The organism is Nocardia sp. NPDC060249, from assembly GCF_042728755.1.
GTDB lineage: Bacteria > Actinomycetota > Actinomycetes > Mycobacteriales > Mycobacteriaceae > Nocardia.
Window position 1 is genome coordinate 752,502 of sequence record NZ_JBHXAQ010000001.1, and the last position, 14,082, is coordinate 766,583.

Sequence of the window (14,082 nt, forward strand, 5' to 3'; positions counted from 1 at the left end):
GTCACGCCGGGGCGATGGCCTTGCGCAAGGCCGCGAGTTCGGTGGCGCGGGGATCGGTGACGGTGGCGGACTCGGGGCTGTCGAAGATCCGGACGTTCTTCTCGTCGGTCGTGAACGGGGCCCAGCCGGTGGTGCCGTCGGTGGCGAAAGCGACCCAGGCGGCGTGGATTTCGTCGGCCAGGGCCTGGGGCGGGGTGGGCCCGGTCAGGGTGTGGGCGTCGTCGATGGTGTCGAAGACGAACGGGACTTCCAGCACGTGACACGCGCCGAGGCCGGGAAGGCTGGTGGGCCATGCGAATTCGTACACATGGGTGGAGGTGGCGATGGCGCTGGCCTCGGCGAAGTCGTAGGTGCCGGAGCGGAAGCTCAGGTCGGTGAGGACGGCGTTGAAGATCTCGGCGGGGGTGGCATCGGGGCGCTCTGCCGAATAGATCTGGGCGACAGCGGGATCGATGCCGTAGCGGGTGAGGACGAACGGCAGGGTGTCGGTGGTGACGGCGGCAGCGAGCCCGGCCGGGACGGTGAAGAAGCGGAACTCGTCGGCGGTGGTGCCCGCGATGAGGGGCACCGCACGATCCGGATGAGCGCGCAGCACCTCCGTCGGTGGGCCCTCGACGATGTCGTCGTCGATCACCGGGAACAGGCTCATGATGCCGCCGCCCAGCTGGATCACCGAGTTGCCCCAACGCCGCGGATCGGGGTCGGTCATCACGGCCAGCGCGACGGCGTTCTGCGCGGTGCGCAACTCGTCCGGGCCCAGTTTCCCGAAATCCCGCGCGGTAGGCGAGATCCCGAGCTCGGCGGCCAGCGCGGCGGACACCTTGCGCGCGTCCTCGGGATCGGCGGCGACCGCACCGTTGCCGCTCTGCATGATCGCCCGGCGGAACAGCCCGGCTGTCTGCGGTGCGGCGATCAACGCCGCCACACTCATCGCGCCGGCGGACTCGCCGAAGATCGTCACATTGTCCGGGTCGCCACCGAAGGCGGCGATGTTCTCGCGCACCCAGCGCAAGGCGAAGATCTGGTCGTGCAGACCGCGATTCGACGGTGCGCCCTCGATCTCGGCGAAACCCGACACCCCGAGCCGGTAGTTGATCCCCACCATCACCACGCCGTCGCGCGCGAACGCCGTGCCATCGTAAATCGCCCGTGCGTTGGACCCGCGGACGAACGCCCCACCGTGAATCCACACCAGCACCGGTAGACCCGAAGCGGCGGAGTCGGGCGTCCACACGTTCGCGTTGAGGTACTCCTCGCCAGGGATGCCGTCACTGCCGATCAGGGCGTGGATCGGCGCGGGATACGGCGTCTGCGCGCAGGTGGCGCCCATGACGGTCGCCTCGCGCACGCCTTCCCAGGCCGGCGCGGCCTCGGGCAGCTGAAATCGTTTCGGCCCGACCGGGGCCGCCGCGAACGGCACCCCGAGAAAGCGGGTGACCCCGGCCTCCGTGTGGCCGCGGACCGCGCCGCTCGTGGTCGTGACGATCGGTGCCATGAAATCCTCCTCCGCGCAGTGAGCTCCGATTATGGGCGCTTGTCCGGTGCGCCGTCAGTCGTTTGCCTACGGAACGAGCGGTCCGGCCAGCACTCGCTCGCCCGCCGCGCGGTCGCCGTCCCAGGTGAAGCCGGGGTCGTCGCCGGATTTGCGCGACCAGAGGGCCAGCAGCAGGTCGGACGCGGTGCCCGCGAGTTCGGCGACCGGCTCGCCGGGGCCGTGGGTCCAGCTGTTGCCGGTGTCGGTGGCCCGCACCCGCAACGCCACGTCCGGTTCGACCGCCAGGCCGCGGTGGATCATCCGGGGCGCGAACAGCTCGAACACCTCGTCGACGCCGTCGACAGCGAGGTCGGCGTCGAACGGGTCGGCGGTGCCCAGCGCGTTCTGACCGTCCCACAGGTGCATGAGCGTCTCGTGGGCGCGGCGCCGCCGCCAGAAACCGACGGTGCGCGGCATGGACCGGGTGAAGGTCCAGGCTTGCTGGTCCTGGTCCGCGGACAGCGAGGTCACCAGGGCGTCGGCGGTCGACTCGTACCACTCTCGCAGGGCGGCGGAATCTTTCGGCGCGGGCTCGCCCTCGAAATCGCCGCGCAATTCGGCCACCGCGGTGACCACCCACAGGTTGCCACGCCCGACATGGTCGACGAGGTCGTAGAACGTCCAGTCGCCGCAGGACGGCACCGGCGCGGCGAGATCGGTCTCGGGAGTGATGAGCTCACCGAAGGCGGTGAGCTTCGCACAGAGCAACGCCAAGTAGTCCATGCCGATCACGGTAGCCCCGCGGTGGTTCCGATCTCGGGGTGAACCCTGATCTACACCCGGATATCGGTGCTGACCTGGTGATCTATTGCTCGCCGGGTGGGAGGATCGACGTGTCGGATCGCTGGACGGCGGTCGCAGAGGTGAAGGAGTCGTCATGGTCTTGAAAGTCATCGGCATCGTCGTGGTCGCGGTGATCGCGTTCTGGATTCTGGGGGCGCTGATCGAGGCGCTGATGCCCATCCTGGTGATCGGGGCGATCGGCACCGGCTTGTACCTGCTGTACAAGGCGATGTCGGGGAGCGACAAGACCCCGATCAGCTAGTCGTCTGTGGTTAGCATGGCGGGGTGGAACAGGTACCCGAGGACTGGCAGCGCGGTCTGGTGATCGTCGCGCACCCCGACGACATCGAGTACGGCGCCGCGGCGGCGGTCGCGCGATGGACGGGGCAGGGCAAGGACATTCGCTACCTGCTCGTCACGCGCGGCGAGGCGGGGATCGCCGGGATGCCGCCCGCGCAGGCCGCGCCGTTGCGCGAGATCGAGGAGATCTCGGGTGCCCGTGAGGTCGGCGTGCACATCGTCGAATTCCTCGACCATCCCGACGGCCGCATCGAGGAAGGTCTCGCCCTGCGCAGGGAACTCGCCGCCGCGCTGCGCAGACATCGCCCGGAGATGGTGGTGCTGTTCAACTTCGGCGACACCTGGGCGCCCGGCGTGGTCAACAGTGCCGATCACCGGGCCGTCGGCCGTTCGGCGATGGACGCGATCTCCGACGCGGGCAACGAGTGGATCTTCCCCGAGATCGCCGATCTGCCACCGTGGTCGGCGCGCTGGGCCGCCGTGGTCGGGCCCGTGGCCACCCACGCCGTCGATGTGAGCGCTCAGCTGGAGCAGGCGCGCGCGTCGTTGTCGGCGCATCGGCGTTATCTGCAGGTGCTGAGCCCGGTGCCGGTGGAGGAGCAGGTGCGCGAGATCGTCAGCTTCGCCACGGGTCCCAAGGAAGGGTTCCCCGCCGAACACGCTGTCGGGTTCGAACTGTTCACCTTCGGCGGCTGATCAGCGACCCACGTTCGATGATCGTGCGGTACAAGGGCATTGGGTGTCGTCGGCATCAGCGCAGTCGGCGTGCGACGCGCTCGACGAGTGGCCGCCAGTCCTGAAGCGGCGCGACCCGTAGGCCGACCACCTTGCCCGCGTCATCAGCCCTTCGCAACGCGAGGGCGGCGGCGAAGTCGGGGTCCGCGCGGAACGACTCGGTCTCGGCGGGCGTCATCGGCCCGCCCTGCGCGATGAGCGTGCGCCGACTCGATGCCGACAAACCGGCGGCGTGTGTGGAATCCGTCGCCACCAGAAAGCGTTTCGCGGTCACGTGTAGTTCGATCAGCCGCGCTACCCGGGGGCCGAGCAGGGCGCGCACCGCCTCGGCGCCGTGCCTGCCGTGGCCCGCGTCGTCACCGGGGAAAAGTACGTGACCGATGTCGTGCAGCAGACCCGCGACCTGGAGTTCTTCGTCCTCGGGGAAGTCACGGCGGAGCAACTGCGCGCACTGGCGGTCGTGATCGAGGATGTCGACCGGGTCGCCGGTGCGGTCCGCGGTGTCCCAGGCGCCGGCGCACCGTTCGAGCAGCGCGAACAGGTCGTCGACGGTGTCGATACTGGGGTGTCGCACGTGCTCGCTCCTGCCGGTGTCGCTCGACCGTATCGGTCTCTCGGCGGACAAGGTAGCGCGCGGATCGTGGTTCGGTCGTCCGAGGTGGGCGGGGCCTGGAGGTATGGCAGGGTGGGCGGATGCGAATAGCTGTGGTGGCCGGGCCCGATCCGGGGCATGCGTTTCCCGCGATCGCGTTGTGTCTGCGATTGCTGGCCGCGGGGGACGAACCCGTGTTGTTCACCGGGCCGAGATGGCTGGATCAGGCACGCTCGGCGGGGATCAGCGTGCGCAAGCTCAAGGGCCTCGCGCCGCGCCCCACCGACGACGACACCGACGCGGGCGCCCGGATCCACGAGCGCGCCGCCCACATCGCCACCGAGAACCTGCCCGAACTCAGCGCGATGCTGCCCGACCTGATCGTCTCCGATGTCCTCACCGCGGGCGGTGGAATGGCGGCCGAGCGGCTGGGGCTGCCGTGGGTCGAATTGTCACCGCACCCGCTCTACCTGCCGTCGAAAGCCCTGCCGCCCATCGGTAGTGGCCTGGCGCCGGGGGAAGGTGTCCGTGGCCGGATGCGCGACGGCGTCCTGCGCACGATGACCGCGCGCGCGGTCCGCAACGGACACCGCCAGCGCTCGGCGGCCCGCGAGACCATCGGCCTGCCCGCCGAGGACCCCGGTCCCACCGCGCGCCTGGTCGCCACCCTGCCCGCGCTGGAGATGGACCGCCCGGACTGGCCTGCCGACACCCACATCATCGGGCCGCTGCTGTGGGAACCGACCGATGCCGTGCTCCCGCTGCCCGCCGGCACTGCCCCGCTGGTGATGGTGGCGCCGTCGACCGCGCACACCGGTGTCGCCGACATGGCCGATATCGTCCTGTCCGGCCTGGCCGGACTCGGTGTGCGCGTGGCCGTCTCGACCCTGGACACCCCGCCGGCCGACCTGCCGGAGTGGGCCACCGCCGGCCTCGGCCGGCAGGACGAACTGCTCACGCACGCCGCGGTGGTCGTCGGCGGCGGCGGACACGGCCTGCTCGCCAAATCCCTGTCCGCGGGCGTGCCGGTGGTGACTGTCCCCGGCGGCGGTGACCAGTGGGAGCTGGCCAATCGTGCGGTACGGCAGGGCAGTTCGGTGCTGGTGCGCCCGCTCACCCCGGAGGCGGTCGGCGCCGCGGTGCGGCAGGTGCTCGACGACCCCGCCTATGCCGACGCGGCTCGCCACGCCGCGGCCGGTCTGGCCGAGGTCGAGGACCCGGTCCAGGTCTGTCACGACGCCGCGAAGCGGTAGCGGCCCGTCGGGCGTCCTCCAGCCAGGCCGCTCGGGGCGCACCGTCGGCCGCTGGTGAGGTGGGCGGAGCGGGGCTCTGTCGGCGGCCGCCGAGCGCGAGTATCTTGGGCAACGTGCGATTGACCGAATTCCAGGAGCTGATGCACACCGAGTTCGGCGTGGCGCGCGCCGACGCCATGCTGACCGATCACGTGATACCCCAGCTGGGGCGCACGGGGGCGGTGGCGATCGACAGCGGCGTCGACCCACGCGACGTGTGGCGGGCACTGTGTGCCGACTTCGACGTACCCCCGAGCCGGTGGTGACCAGGCCATGGCCGTGACAGCGGAGAACTCGGACACGCGCCCGTACCGGTTCGACGAGCGGCTGCGGATGATCCCGGTCGACGCCGAGAGTCTCGCGGCCAGGGTCGCCTTCGCCGACCCGCACGATTTTCCCGGCCTGCGCAGGCTCGGCATCGCGCTGATGCTGCTCGGGCGCTACGACGAGGCCCTCGACCGGCTCGATCAGGCCCTCGAGCTGGCCGACACCGAGCGGCGCCGGGTCACTGTCTGGATCAACCTGGCCGATGTCTACCGGTACCAGGGCGAGCCGGGGCACGCCGAGATCCTCTACCGCCGGGCGCTGCACGCCAGCCGCGCGCTCGACCCCGAACTCGTCTCCTTCGCCGCCCACCACCTGGGCAAGTCACTGGCCGAACAGCACCGTCCGCGGGAGGCGCGCGAGCTGCTCAACGAGGCCATGCGGCTGCGGGTGGCCGACGGCGATTCCGAACTCATCGAGTCCACCCGCGCGGCCCTCGACCATCTCGACGAGCTGGCCCTGCCGCTGCCGCCGGTGATCGAGGAACTACTCGGGCCGGTGCCGGAGTGGTCCGACGAACACGAGGGCTGTGACGGGAATCTGGTGCGGTCGGGTGAGTACTGGATCAAGCGTGGTCCGCGCGCGGTGGCCGAGCACGCCCGGCTCACCTGGCTGCGCGACAACGGGATCGCGGTGCCGGACGTGGTCGCGTTCGCCGAGGACGTTCTCGTTCTCGCCGATGCGGGTGGATCACTCGCCGGACAGACCGATCCGGCCGAAGTCGGTGCGCAGATGGGCCGCGCCCTGCGCTCGTTGCACGAGCTCCCGGTGCCGGCCTGCCCCTTCGAAGGTGGTCTGGACGGCGCCCTCGCCCGCGCCCACCGCCATGTGGTCGAGGGTTTCGTCGACACCACTGATTTCGACGACGATCATCGCGACCTCTCACCCGCCGCGATCCTCGAGCGCCTGCGGGACCGGCGCCCGGCCACCGAGGATCTGGTCGTCACGCACGGCGACTTCACGCCGGGCAATGTGCTCACCGGCGGCCTGCTCATCGATGTCGCGACGCTGGGCACCGGCGACCGCTATCGCGATCTGGCGCTGGCCGAGCGTGATCTGGCCGGGGATTTCGGCGTCGCGGCGGTTACGGCGTTCTACGCCGCCTACGGCCTGACCGCCCCCGACCGCGCCAAGCTCGACTACTACCGGCTGCTCGACGAACTGTTCTGACGAGGCGCTGCTCAGCTGGTCTTGGCGTAGTGGCGCGCGGCCTTGGTGCGGTTGCCGCAGGTCGCCATCGAATGCCAGCGTCGGGTGCCGTTCTTGGACGTGTCGTAGAAGAACAACACGCAGTCGGGGTGCGCGCATTGGCGGATCCGCTGCGGCGCCTGTGCGATCAGGTGCAGCAGGTTATCGGCGGCGAGCCAGCCGGGTAACCACGCCGGGTCGTCGACCTCGGGGACGTCTCTCGGTCCCTCGTCGGTCAGCTCGCGGCGGATCCGCCCGCGGGCGAGAACCTTGTTCACCGCGGTGTGGTCGGCGCGAGTGACGGCGTCGTGCACGGCTGCGCGCGCGGTGTGCAGCGCGGTGAGGGCGTGGTCGTCGGCGGATACGCGATCGGCGAGCCCGATGAGCTCCAGCCAGGTGCGCAGCCCGTCGAGATCGGCGAGCAGATCGCCGGGTTCGGCGCCCGCCCACCGGGTGTTGAGCAGGTCGAGAGCAGGGGGTTCGCCGGTGTGCGGACGGGGATCGCGCATGCCCGAGGTTATCAACACGACCCTCCTAACTGTCTAAAAGTATTTCAAGGGTTGACGGAGTGAGTGGGCCCGTTCTATGTTCTAACTGTTCAACAACCGATAGGCAGTTAAACATTCCGGGAGGAAACCATGACCACCGTCGCCGCACCCGTGCTCACCACCGGTCATATCGGACTCAACGTCGCCGACCTCGACCGTTCCGTCGACTTCTACCGCCGTGGCCTCGGCTTCGAGCAGCTCGGCACCGGCGCCGACGGCGAGCGGCGCTGGGCCTTCCTCGGCCGGGGCGGGGCGCTGGTGCTCACGCTGTGGCAGCAGAGCAGCGGCGAATTCTCCACCAGCACACCGGGTCTGCATCACCTGTCGTTCCAGGTCGACGATGTCGACACGGTGCGCGTCGTCGAGTCGGCGCTGCGCGCGGTCGATGCCGAGTTCTTCCACGACGGGGTGGTCGCCCACGGTGAGGGCGCGTCCTCCGGTGGCATCTTCTTCGCCGATCCCGACGGCATCCGGCTCGAGGTGTTCGCGCCGCTGGGCGCCGACACCGCCCCTGCCCCGGCTGGACCTGCCCCGACATGCGGATTCTTCTGACCCACGGGCACCGCACGTCGTAGACAGGAGGGCGAGGATGTTTCACTCCGGAGAACTGGCCGTGCAGCAACGCATGGGGCAGGCCGACGCGGCTGCTCGCGTCGGCCGCTCGATCCGAACCGGGATTCCGGCGGTCGCCGCGTCCTTCCTGGCCGAGCAGCCGATGGTGGTGCTCGGCGCCGCCGATCCGGCGGGGCGGCTGTGGGCGAGCCCGCTCACCGGTCCCGCCGGGTTCGTGCACGCGATCGACGACGCGACCATCGACATCGACACACTGCCCGAGACTGATGATCCGCTGTCGGTGGCGCTGGCGGGTGAGGCCGAAGTCGGGCTGATCGCCCTGCAGCCGCAGCGCCGCAGGCGGATGCGCGTCAACGGCACCTCGGCAGCGCGCGACGGCGGAATGCGGATCACCACCGAGCAGGTCTACGCCAACTGCCCGAAGTACATCTCGCGCAGGCGGATTCGGGAGATGCCTGCCGCCGGGGAGCCCGGTCCGGTGTGGCGCGGCACGGCGCTCACGCCCGCCGCGGTCGCGATGGTGGGGGCCGCCGACACCTTCTTCGTCGCCACCGCCGATGGCGACGGGCACGCCGACGCCTCGTATCGCGGCGGCAATCCCGGCTTCCTGCACGTGCTGTCGCCGACGCGGCTGCGCTGGCCGGACTATCGCGGCAACTCGATGTTCATGACGCTGGGCAACCTCGCCGTGCAACCACGCTGCGGGCTGCTCGTCGCCGACTGGTCGACCGGCGCGTTGCTCCAGCTCACCGGTCGTGCCGAATTAGTCTGGGACAGCTCGGCATTCACCACCGGCGCGCAGTGCGCCGTCGACTTCACCGTCGAGGAGGCGATCGAACGGCCCGGTGCGCTCGCGGTGCGCTGGGGGCCGCCCGAACTCTCCCCGAACAACCCCTGATCACATCGAAAGGCCTTCCATGCGTCCGCCCTTGCCACCCTTCGATCTCGACTCCGCGCGCGCGAAGGTGCTCGCCGCGGAAAACGCCTGGAACACCCGGGATCCCGAACGCGTCGCCGCTGCGTACACCGAGGATTCGGTCTGGCGCAACCGCGACGAGTTCTTCACCGGCCATGCCGCGATCATCGACTTCCTGACCCGCAAATGGTCGGCCGAGAACGGCTACGCGCTGCGCAAGGACCTGTGGGCCTTCCACGGCAACCGCATCGCCGTGCGCTTCCAGTACGAATGGCACGACGAATCGGGGCAGTGGTGGCGCAGCTACGGCAACGAGCAGTGGGAGTTCGCGGCGGACGGGCGGATGGCGCGGCGTGAGGCCAGCATCAACGACGTGCGCATCGACGAGTCGCAGCGGCGGATCTTCGGGCCACGCGCCGCGGGCGACGAGTCGGTGCTGCCGCAGCGCTGACGACCGGTTTCGCTCCCGGATTGCTGGTCGGAGCGGCTGCTTCGCGTGTTGCCGGGCGCGTCGCTTGACTCGAATGGGTGTTCGACTAACCTGGGCGCCAGAACTTGTCGGTGCCGGCCTCTACTGTGGGCGCCAACCAGAGAGACACTCACCTCGAGAAGGGGCACACATCATGGCACCGCAGGCCTACGATCGCGACAAAGCGCTGGAATTGGCACTGGCGCAGGTGGAGAAGAGCTTCGGTAAGGGCGCGGTCATGCGCCTGGGCGAGGAGACCCGCCAGCCGATCGCGGTCATCCCGACCGGCTCCATCGCGCTCGACGTCGCGCTCGGTATCGGCGGGTTGCCGCGCGGTCGCGTCGTGGAGATCTACGGCCCGGAATCCTCGGGTAAGACCACTGTCGCGCTGCACGCCGTCGCCAATGCCCAGGCCGCGGGCGGTGTCGCCGCCTTCATCGACGCCGAGCACGCCCTCGACCCCGATTACGCCCGCAAGCTGGGCGTCGACACCGACGCGCTGCTGGTCTCCCAGCCCGATACCGGTGAGCAGGCCCTGGAGATCGCCGACATGCTGGTGCGCTCCGGCGCCATCGACATCCTCGTCATCGACTCCGTGGCGGCTCTGGTGCCGCGCGCGGAAATCGAAGGCGAGATGGGCGACAGCCACGTCGGCCTGCAGGCCCGCCTCATGAGCCAGGCGCTGCGCAAGATGACCGGTGCGCTCAGCAACTCCGGCACCACCGCCATCTTCATCAACCAGCTGCGCGAGAAGATCGGCGTCATGTTCGGTTCCCCGGAGACCACCACCGGTGGTAAGGCGCTGAAGTTCTACGCCTCGGTCCGCCTGGACGTGCGCCGCATCGAGACCCTCAAGGACGGCAGCGACGCGGTCGGCAACCGCACCCGCGTGAAGGTGGTCAAGAACAAGGTCGCCCCGCCGTTCAAGCAGGCCGAGTTCGACATCCTCTACGGCCAGGGCATCTCCAAGGAGGGCTCGCTCATCGACATGGGTGTCGAGCACGGCTTCATCCGCAAGTCCGGCTCCTGGTACACCTACGAGGGTGACCAGCTGGGCCAGGGCAAGGAGAACGCCCGCAAGTTCCTGCTGGAGAACACCGACGTGCGCGACGAGGTCGAGAAGAAGATCAAGGAGAAGCTGGGCATCGGCGCCGTCCTGACCGCCGAGGCCGACGCGCCCGCCGACTTCTGAGCCGATGACCACGCCGAGCCTCGGCGGCCACCGCGATTCGGCCGACCCGGTCGAACAGATGCGCAGGCAGCTGGCTCGCCTCGGTATCGAGGTCGAGCCGGAACCGGTCATACCGCCCGCGGTAGGGCGCGGCAGGGGCACGGCCGATGGACTCGTCCGGTCGGCTCGTGACACACGAGCCGACCCGGACGCGGAAAGGATTCGGTCGGGTGCGGGCGATCCGCAGCGCGCGCACCCGACCGGATTCACCGATGGTGACAAACCACCGCATTTCGCTGCGCGGGTTGGTGATGATCATGAAGAGTGGGGGAGCGTGGGTCGGCGACGACCCCGCGGCGCACGACGCGAACGCAAGTCCGCGCGGCGCGACGAAGTCTCCCTGTCGACCGTCGTCGGTGGTGACGACGGACGGCAGGCGGATCCGGTGGCGGCCGGATCCCAGCCGGGAGAGCCCGACAGGCGGGCCGGCACACGCCGGCTCGCCCCGGGCGACCGTCCCGATGCGACCCTGGAACAGGCCAAAGACGTGTGCCTGCGACTGCTCTCGGTGCGTGCTCGCAGCCGCGCCGAATTGGAGAAGCGCCTCGGCGAGAAGGGGTTCCGCCCCGAGGTGACCGAGGCGGCCCTCGAACGGTTCACCGAAGTGGGCCTGATCAACGACACCTCCTTCGCCGAACAGTGGGTGCACGAACGCCACACCTATTCCGGCCGGGGCAAGAAGGCTCTCCAGCGTGAGCTGCGGGAGAAGGGCGTCGCCCCCGGTGCTGCCGAACAGGCACTGTCGATGGTGACCGACGATGCGGAACACGCCCGCGCCGCCGACCTGGTCTGCCGCAAACTCCGTGCCATGCCCGCGGACCTGGACCGCGACAAAGCGGTCCGCCGCCTCGTCGGCATGCTCGCCCGCCGCGGCTACGACCAGTCCACCGCCTTCGCCGTCGTCACCGCCGAACTCGACGAAGCGGGGTTCGAGCGCGCGCCGACCCCACCGCGTCCCGTCGGCACGGCCGGACTGTCCCGTGGCGAGCAGCCGGCGGCGCCGCAGGTGGACGATGCCTCGCCGTGGGCACGTCGCCCACTTTCTCGCGGCGGACGGGGGCAGCGCGCGGTGGACGCCGACGCCGCGCACGGCGACACCGCCGAGACGGCGGGTGTTCGTCGCCCGACTCCCGGCGACGAGCAAGACGCGATCGACCTGGTCCGCCGCAAACTTCGTGCCATGCCCACAGATCTGGACCGTACGAAGGCCACTCGCCGCTTGGTCGACATGCTCTCCCGCCGCGGATACAGCCCATCCACGGCGTTCGCCGTGGTGAAAGCGGAACTGTCGCAGGGGGAACGGTGAGGTGCGCGCGGAGGGGGCCGACCGCACCGACCGGTCCGGGGCCATCGGGTGGCGTCCGAGGGCGAGCGTTGTGATGCGGCGAGGTTTTCGGCGGCGGGGATGAGCGCCGAACTGCCGCAGGGGCCGTGCGCGGCGCGTAGGATGATCACGCTTGGCGAAACCTGGTTTCGCGCAAGCTGATTCGCCCTATCGGTGATCACGCGGGTGTGGGGGCAGGATGTTTCACTCTGATTCGGGGTGGGAAATCCGGGGAGCAGGGCCGTAGGCGGCCGCCGAACGACGGGGAGGTGGACCCTGGACGCGTTGTGGTCGTTCGTGGTGAACCGGCGGGAGCAGTTGCTGGTCGATTCTTATCTGCACGTGTCGGCGGTGGTGCAGTCGCTGGTGCTGGCGACCGCGATCGCGGTGGCGCTCGGGGTGCTCGTGTACCGGAGTCCGCTCGGGTCCGCTGCCGCGACCGCGACGGCGGGGGCGATTCTGACCGTGCCCTCGTTCGCGTTGCTCGGGCTGCTGATCCCGTTTCTCGGGCTCGGTGTCGGTCCGACGATCGTGGCCCTGGTGCTCTACGCGCTGCTGCCGATCCTGCGCAATACGGTGCTCGGGTTGTCGTCGGTGGATCCGGCGGTGACCGATGCCGCGCGCGGTGTCGGGATGAACCGGTTGCGTCTGCTGACCACGATCGAACTGCCCCTGGCCTGGCCGTCCATTCTCACCGGCATGCGGGTCAGCACCCAGATGATCATGGGCATCCTGGCGCTGGCGGCCTACGCGAAGGGCCCCGGTCTCGGCAATCTCATCATCGCCGGGCTCGGTCGCCTCGGTAGCCCGAACGCGGTGCCGCAGGCGCTCACCGGCACCGTCCTCATCGTCGTGCTCGCTCTCGCACTCGACGGCGTCCTGGTTCTGCTCGGACGGCTCACTATTCCGAGGGGAATTCGTGACTGACATCGAAACCACCAAGGCGGCAGGCGCTTCCGCGGTCTCCGGGGTCGAGATCGTCCTCGACCGGGTCACCAAACGCTATCCCGAACAGCCCGAACCCGCGGTCGAGGAGGTCTCCATGACCATCCCGGCCGGGGAGATCGTGGTGCTGGTCGGCCCGTCCGGCTGCGGCAAGACCACCACCATGCGAATGATCAACCGGCTGATCGAACCCACCTCGGGCACCGTTACCATCGGCGGCCGCGACGCCGGCGCCATCGACGCCGACGAATTGCGCCGCGGCATCGGCTATTCGATCCAGCAGGCCGGACTGTTCCCGCACATGACCGTCGCCAAGAACATCGCCACGGTGCCCGGCCTGCTCGGCTGGGACCGCCGCCGCACCGCCGAGCGCACCGACGAGATGCTCACCCTCGTCGGCCTCGACCCCGGCACCTACCGCAACCGCTATCCCCGCCAGCTCTCCGGCGGACAGCAGCAGCGCGTCGGCGTCGCCAGGGCACTGGCCGCCGACCCGCCCGTGCTGCTCATGGACGAACCCTTCGGCGCGGTCGATCCGATCACCCGCGGGCTCCTGCAAGACGAATTGCTCCGGCTGCAAGGTGAACTCGGCAAGACCATCGTCTTCGTCACCCACGACTTCGGGGAAGCGGTGAAACTGGGCGACCGCATCGCCGTCCTCGGCGACCGCTCCCGCATCCTGCAATACGACACCCCCGCCGCCATCCTGGCGGCTCCCGCCGACGAGACGGTCGCCGGCTTCGTCGGCGCCACCGCCACCATCGACCGCCTCGGCCTCACCGTCCTCGCCGACCTCGACCTGGACCAGGGCATCACTGCCACCGACGAGACCACCCCGACGGCCTTCACCACCGCCCTGCGTGACGCGGACCGCGCCTGGGGCATCGTCGTCGACGCCCAGCGCCGCCCGCTCCGGCGAGTGACGACCGACGAACTCGCCCACGCGGATTCGCTGCACGAACTCGGCACCCCGATCGGCGCCACCCTCCCCGCCGACGCCACTCTGCAAGACGCGCTGGCCGCGCTGCTCACCGAACGCACCGCCTCCGCCGTCGTCGTCGACAACACCGGGACCTACGCCGGAACAGTCACTGTCGACACCCTCATCAACCACCTCGCCGCGACCGAATCGGCATCGGCATGAGGACCGAATCGCATCGAAGGCCGATCTCGGGCGAACCCGCGGTGCCTGCGGGCCGGCCCGTGCATGATCGGGGTCCACACAGGGTGTGCCTGGTTCTCGCTGGTCCGGCGAGCCGAACCACCCCGATCCCGGGTGTAGGTGGCGTCGGAGCGCCGTGGTCAGCGCTACATTCGCTGGTCGAATC

At 69.8% G+C, this 14,082-nt stretch carries 15 protein-coding genes and 1 pseudogene; 12 read left to right on the forward strand and 4 right to left on the reverse strand.

Annotated features, from left to right (window positions below; all coding sequences use genetic code 11):
* Nucleotide 1: 1 nt before the first annotated feature.
* Nucleotides 2-1,495: a carboxylesterase/lipase family protein gene (locus ACFWFP_RS03350; RefSeq protein WP_379292896.1), complete on the reverse strand. Its 1,494-nt coding sequence runs from the start codon at nucleotides 1,493-1,495 to the stop codon at nucleotides 2-4.
* Nucleotides 1,496-1,561: 66 nt separating this feature from the next.
* Entirely contained in the window at nucleotides 1,562-2,257 is a 696-nt protein-coding gene (locus tag ACFWFP_RS03355; protein ID WP_379292897.1) for a maleylpyruvate isomerase family mycothiol-dependent enzyme, read from the reverse strand.
* Nucleotides 2,258-2,411: 154 nt separating this feature from the next.
* On the opposite strand from ACFWFP_RS03355, the gene ACFWFP_RS03360 reads away from it, so the two are divergent.
* Both ACFWFP_RS03360 and ACFWFP_RS03365 read left to right on the forward strand, forming a co-directional pair.
* Nucleotides 2,412-2,579 carry a hypothetical protein gene (locus ACFWFP_RS03360; RefSeq protein WP_379292898.1) on the forward strand — a complete coding sequence of 56 codons (168 nt, stop codon included), beginning with the start codon at nucleotides 2,412-2,414 and terminating at the stop codon, nucleotides 2,577-2,579.
* Between the two features lie 23 nt (nucleotides 2,580-2,602).
* Nucleotides 2,603-3,313, forward strand: coding sequence for a PIG-L deacetylase family protein (locus ACFWFP_RS03365; RefSeq protein ID WP_379292899.1), 711 nt, complete (start codon nucleotides 2,603-2,605; stop codon nucleotides 3,311-3,313).
* A 55-nt stretch (nucleotides 3,314-3,368) separates the two neighbouring features.
* Here ACFWFP_RS03365 and ACFWFP_RS03370 read toward each other — a convergent pair whose 3' ends face one another.
* Complete coding sequence (locus ACFWFP_RS03370; RefSeq protein ID WP_379292900.1) at nucleotides 3,369-3,926, reverse strand: HD domain-containing protein; 558 nt, start codon at nucleotides 3,924-3,926, stop codon at nucleotides 3,369-3,371.
* A 119-nt stretch (nucleotides 3,927-4,045) separates the two neighbouring features.
* Between ACFWFP_RS03370 and ACFWFP_RS03375 the strand changes: the two genes are divergently transcribed.
* From ACFWFP_RS03375 to ACFWFP_RS03385, 3 genes are all read left to right on the forward strand, one after another.
* A complete protein-coding gene (locus tag ACFWFP_RS03375) occupies nucleotides 4,046-5,197 on the forward strand; it encodes a glycosyltransferase (protein ID WP_379292901.1) in 1,152 nt (383 codons plus the stop codon).
* A gap of 113 nt (nucleotides 5,198-5,310) precedes the next feature.
* Complete coding sequence (locus tag ACFWFP_RS03380; protein WP_379292902.1) at nucleotides 5,311-5,502, forward strand: DUF3046 domain-containing protein; 192 nt, start codon at nucleotides 5,311-5,313, stop codon at nucleotides 5,500-5,502.
* Nucleotides 5,503-5,509: 7 nt separating this feature from the next.
* On the forward strand, nucleotides 5,510-6,730 hold the full coding sequence (locus ACFWFP_RS03385; protein WP_379292903.1) for a phosphotransferase: 1,221 nt from the start codon (nucleotides 5,510-5,512) through the stop codon (nucleotides 6,728-6,730).
* A gap of 11 nt (nucleotides 6,731-6,741) precedes the next feature.
* Here the strand turns inward: ACFWFP_RS03385 and ACFWFP_RS03390 are convergent, their stop codons facing one another.
* Entirely contained in the window at nucleotides 6,742-7,257 is a 516-nt protein-coding gene (locus ACFWFP_RS03390) for a CGNR zinc finger domain-containing protein (protein WP_379293739.1), read from the reverse strand.
* A 129-nt stretch (nucleotides 7,258-7,386) separates the two neighbouring features.
* Between ACFWFP_RS03390 and ACFWFP_RS03395 the strand changes: the two genes are divergently transcribed.
* The 7 genes and pseudogenes from ACFWFP_RS03395 (at nucleotide 7,387) to ACFWFP_RS03425 (ending at nucleotide 13,898) form a co-directional block, all read left to right on the forward strand.
* Entirely contained in the window at nucleotides 7,387-7,848 is a 462-nt protein-coding gene (locus ACFWFP_RS03395) for a VOC family protein (protein ID WP_379221714.1), read from the forward strand.
* A 37-nt stretch (nucleotides 7,849-7,885) separates the two neighbouring features.
* Nucleotides 7,886-8,767: a pyridoxamine 5'-phosphate oxidase family protein gene (locus ACFWFP_RS03400; protein WP_379292904.1), complete on the forward strand. Its 882-nt coding sequence runs from the start codon at nucleotides 7,886-7,888 to the stop codon at nucleotides 8,765-8,767.
* Nucleotides 8,768-8,786: 19 nt separating this feature from the next.
* A complete protein-coding gene (locus tag ACFWFP_RS03405; RefSeq protein ID WP_379292905.1) occupies nucleotides 8,787-9,236 on the forward strand; it encodes a nuclear transport factor 2 family protein in 450 nt (149 codons plus the stop codon).
* 172 nt (nucleotides 9,237-9,408) lie between these two features.
* A complete protein-coding gene (gene recA / locus ACFWFP_RS03410) occupies nucleotides 9,409-10,446 on the forward strand; it encodes a recombinase RecA (protein WP_067460620.1) in 1,038 nt (345 codons plus the stop codon).
* A 424-nt stretch (nucleotides 10,447-10,870) separates the two neighbouring features.
* Nucleotides 10,871-11,419: pseudogene (recX, locus tag ACFWFP_RS03415) on the forward strand (recombination regulator RecX); the annotation flags it as partial.
* Nucleotides 11,420-12,085: 666 nt separating this feature from the next.
* On the forward strand, nucleotides 12,086-12,736 hold the full coding sequence (locus ACFWFP_RS03420) for an ABC transporter permease (protein WP_379293740.1): 651 nt from the start codon (nucleotides 12,086-12,088) through the stop codon (nucleotides 12,734-12,736).
* Nucleotides 12,729-13,898 (forward strand): ABC transporter ATP-binding protein, encoded by a 1,170-nt coding sequence (locus ACFWFP_RS03425; protein ID WP_379292906.1) that lies wholly within the window; start codon nucleotides 12,729-12,731, stop codon nucleotides 13,896-13,898. The genes ACFWFP_RS03420 and ACFWFP_RS03425 overlap by 8 nt, the downstream gene beginning before the upstream one ends.
* Nucleotides 13,899-14,082 lie beyond the last annotated feature (184 nt).

Excerpts from the sequence above, each read along its gene's own strand:
- ACFWFP_RS03350 (WP_379292896.1), bottom strand. The coding sequence starts at position 1,495 with ATGGCACCGATCGTCACGACCACGAGCGGCGCGGTCCGCGGCCACACG.
- ACFWFP_RS03355 (WP_379292897.1), bottom strand. The coding sequence starts at position 2,257 with ATGGACTACTTGGCGTTGCTCTGTGCGAAGCTCACCGCCTTCGGTGAG.
- ACFWFP_RS03360 (WP_379292898.1), top strand. The coding sequence starts at position 2,412 with ATGGTCTTGAAAGTCATCGGCATCGTCGTGGTCGCGGTGATCGCGTTC.
- ACFWFP_RS03375 (WP_379292901.1), top strand. The coding sequence starts at position 4,046 with ATGCGAATAGCTGTGGTGGCCGGGCCCGATCCGGGGCATGCGTTTCCC.
- ACFWFP_RS03385 (WP_379292903.1), top strand. The coding sequence starts at position 5,510 with ATGGCCGTGACAGCGGAGAACTCGGACACGCGCCCGTACCGGTTCGAC.
- ACFWFP_RS03390 (WP_379293739.1), bottom strand. The coding sequence starts at position 7,257 with ATGCGCGATCCCCGTCCGCACACCGGCGAACCCCCTGCTCTCGACCTG.
- ACFWFP_RS03395 (WP_379221714.1), top strand. The coding sequence starts at position 7,387 with ATGACCACCGTCGCCGCACCCGTGCTCACCACCGGTCATATCGGACTC.
- ACFWFP_RS03400 (WP_379292904.1), top strand. The coding sequence starts at position 7,886 with ATGTTTCACTCCGGAGAACTGGCCGTGCAGCAACGCATGGGGCAGGCC.
- ACFWFP_RS03405 (WP_379292905.1), top strand. The coding sequence starts at position 8,787 with ATGCGTCCGCCCTTGCCACCCTTCGATCTCGACTCCGCGCGCGCGAAG.
- recA (WP_067460620.1), top strand. The coding sequence starts at position 9,409 with ATGGCACCGCAGGCCTACGATCGCGACAAAGCGCTGGAATTGGCACTG.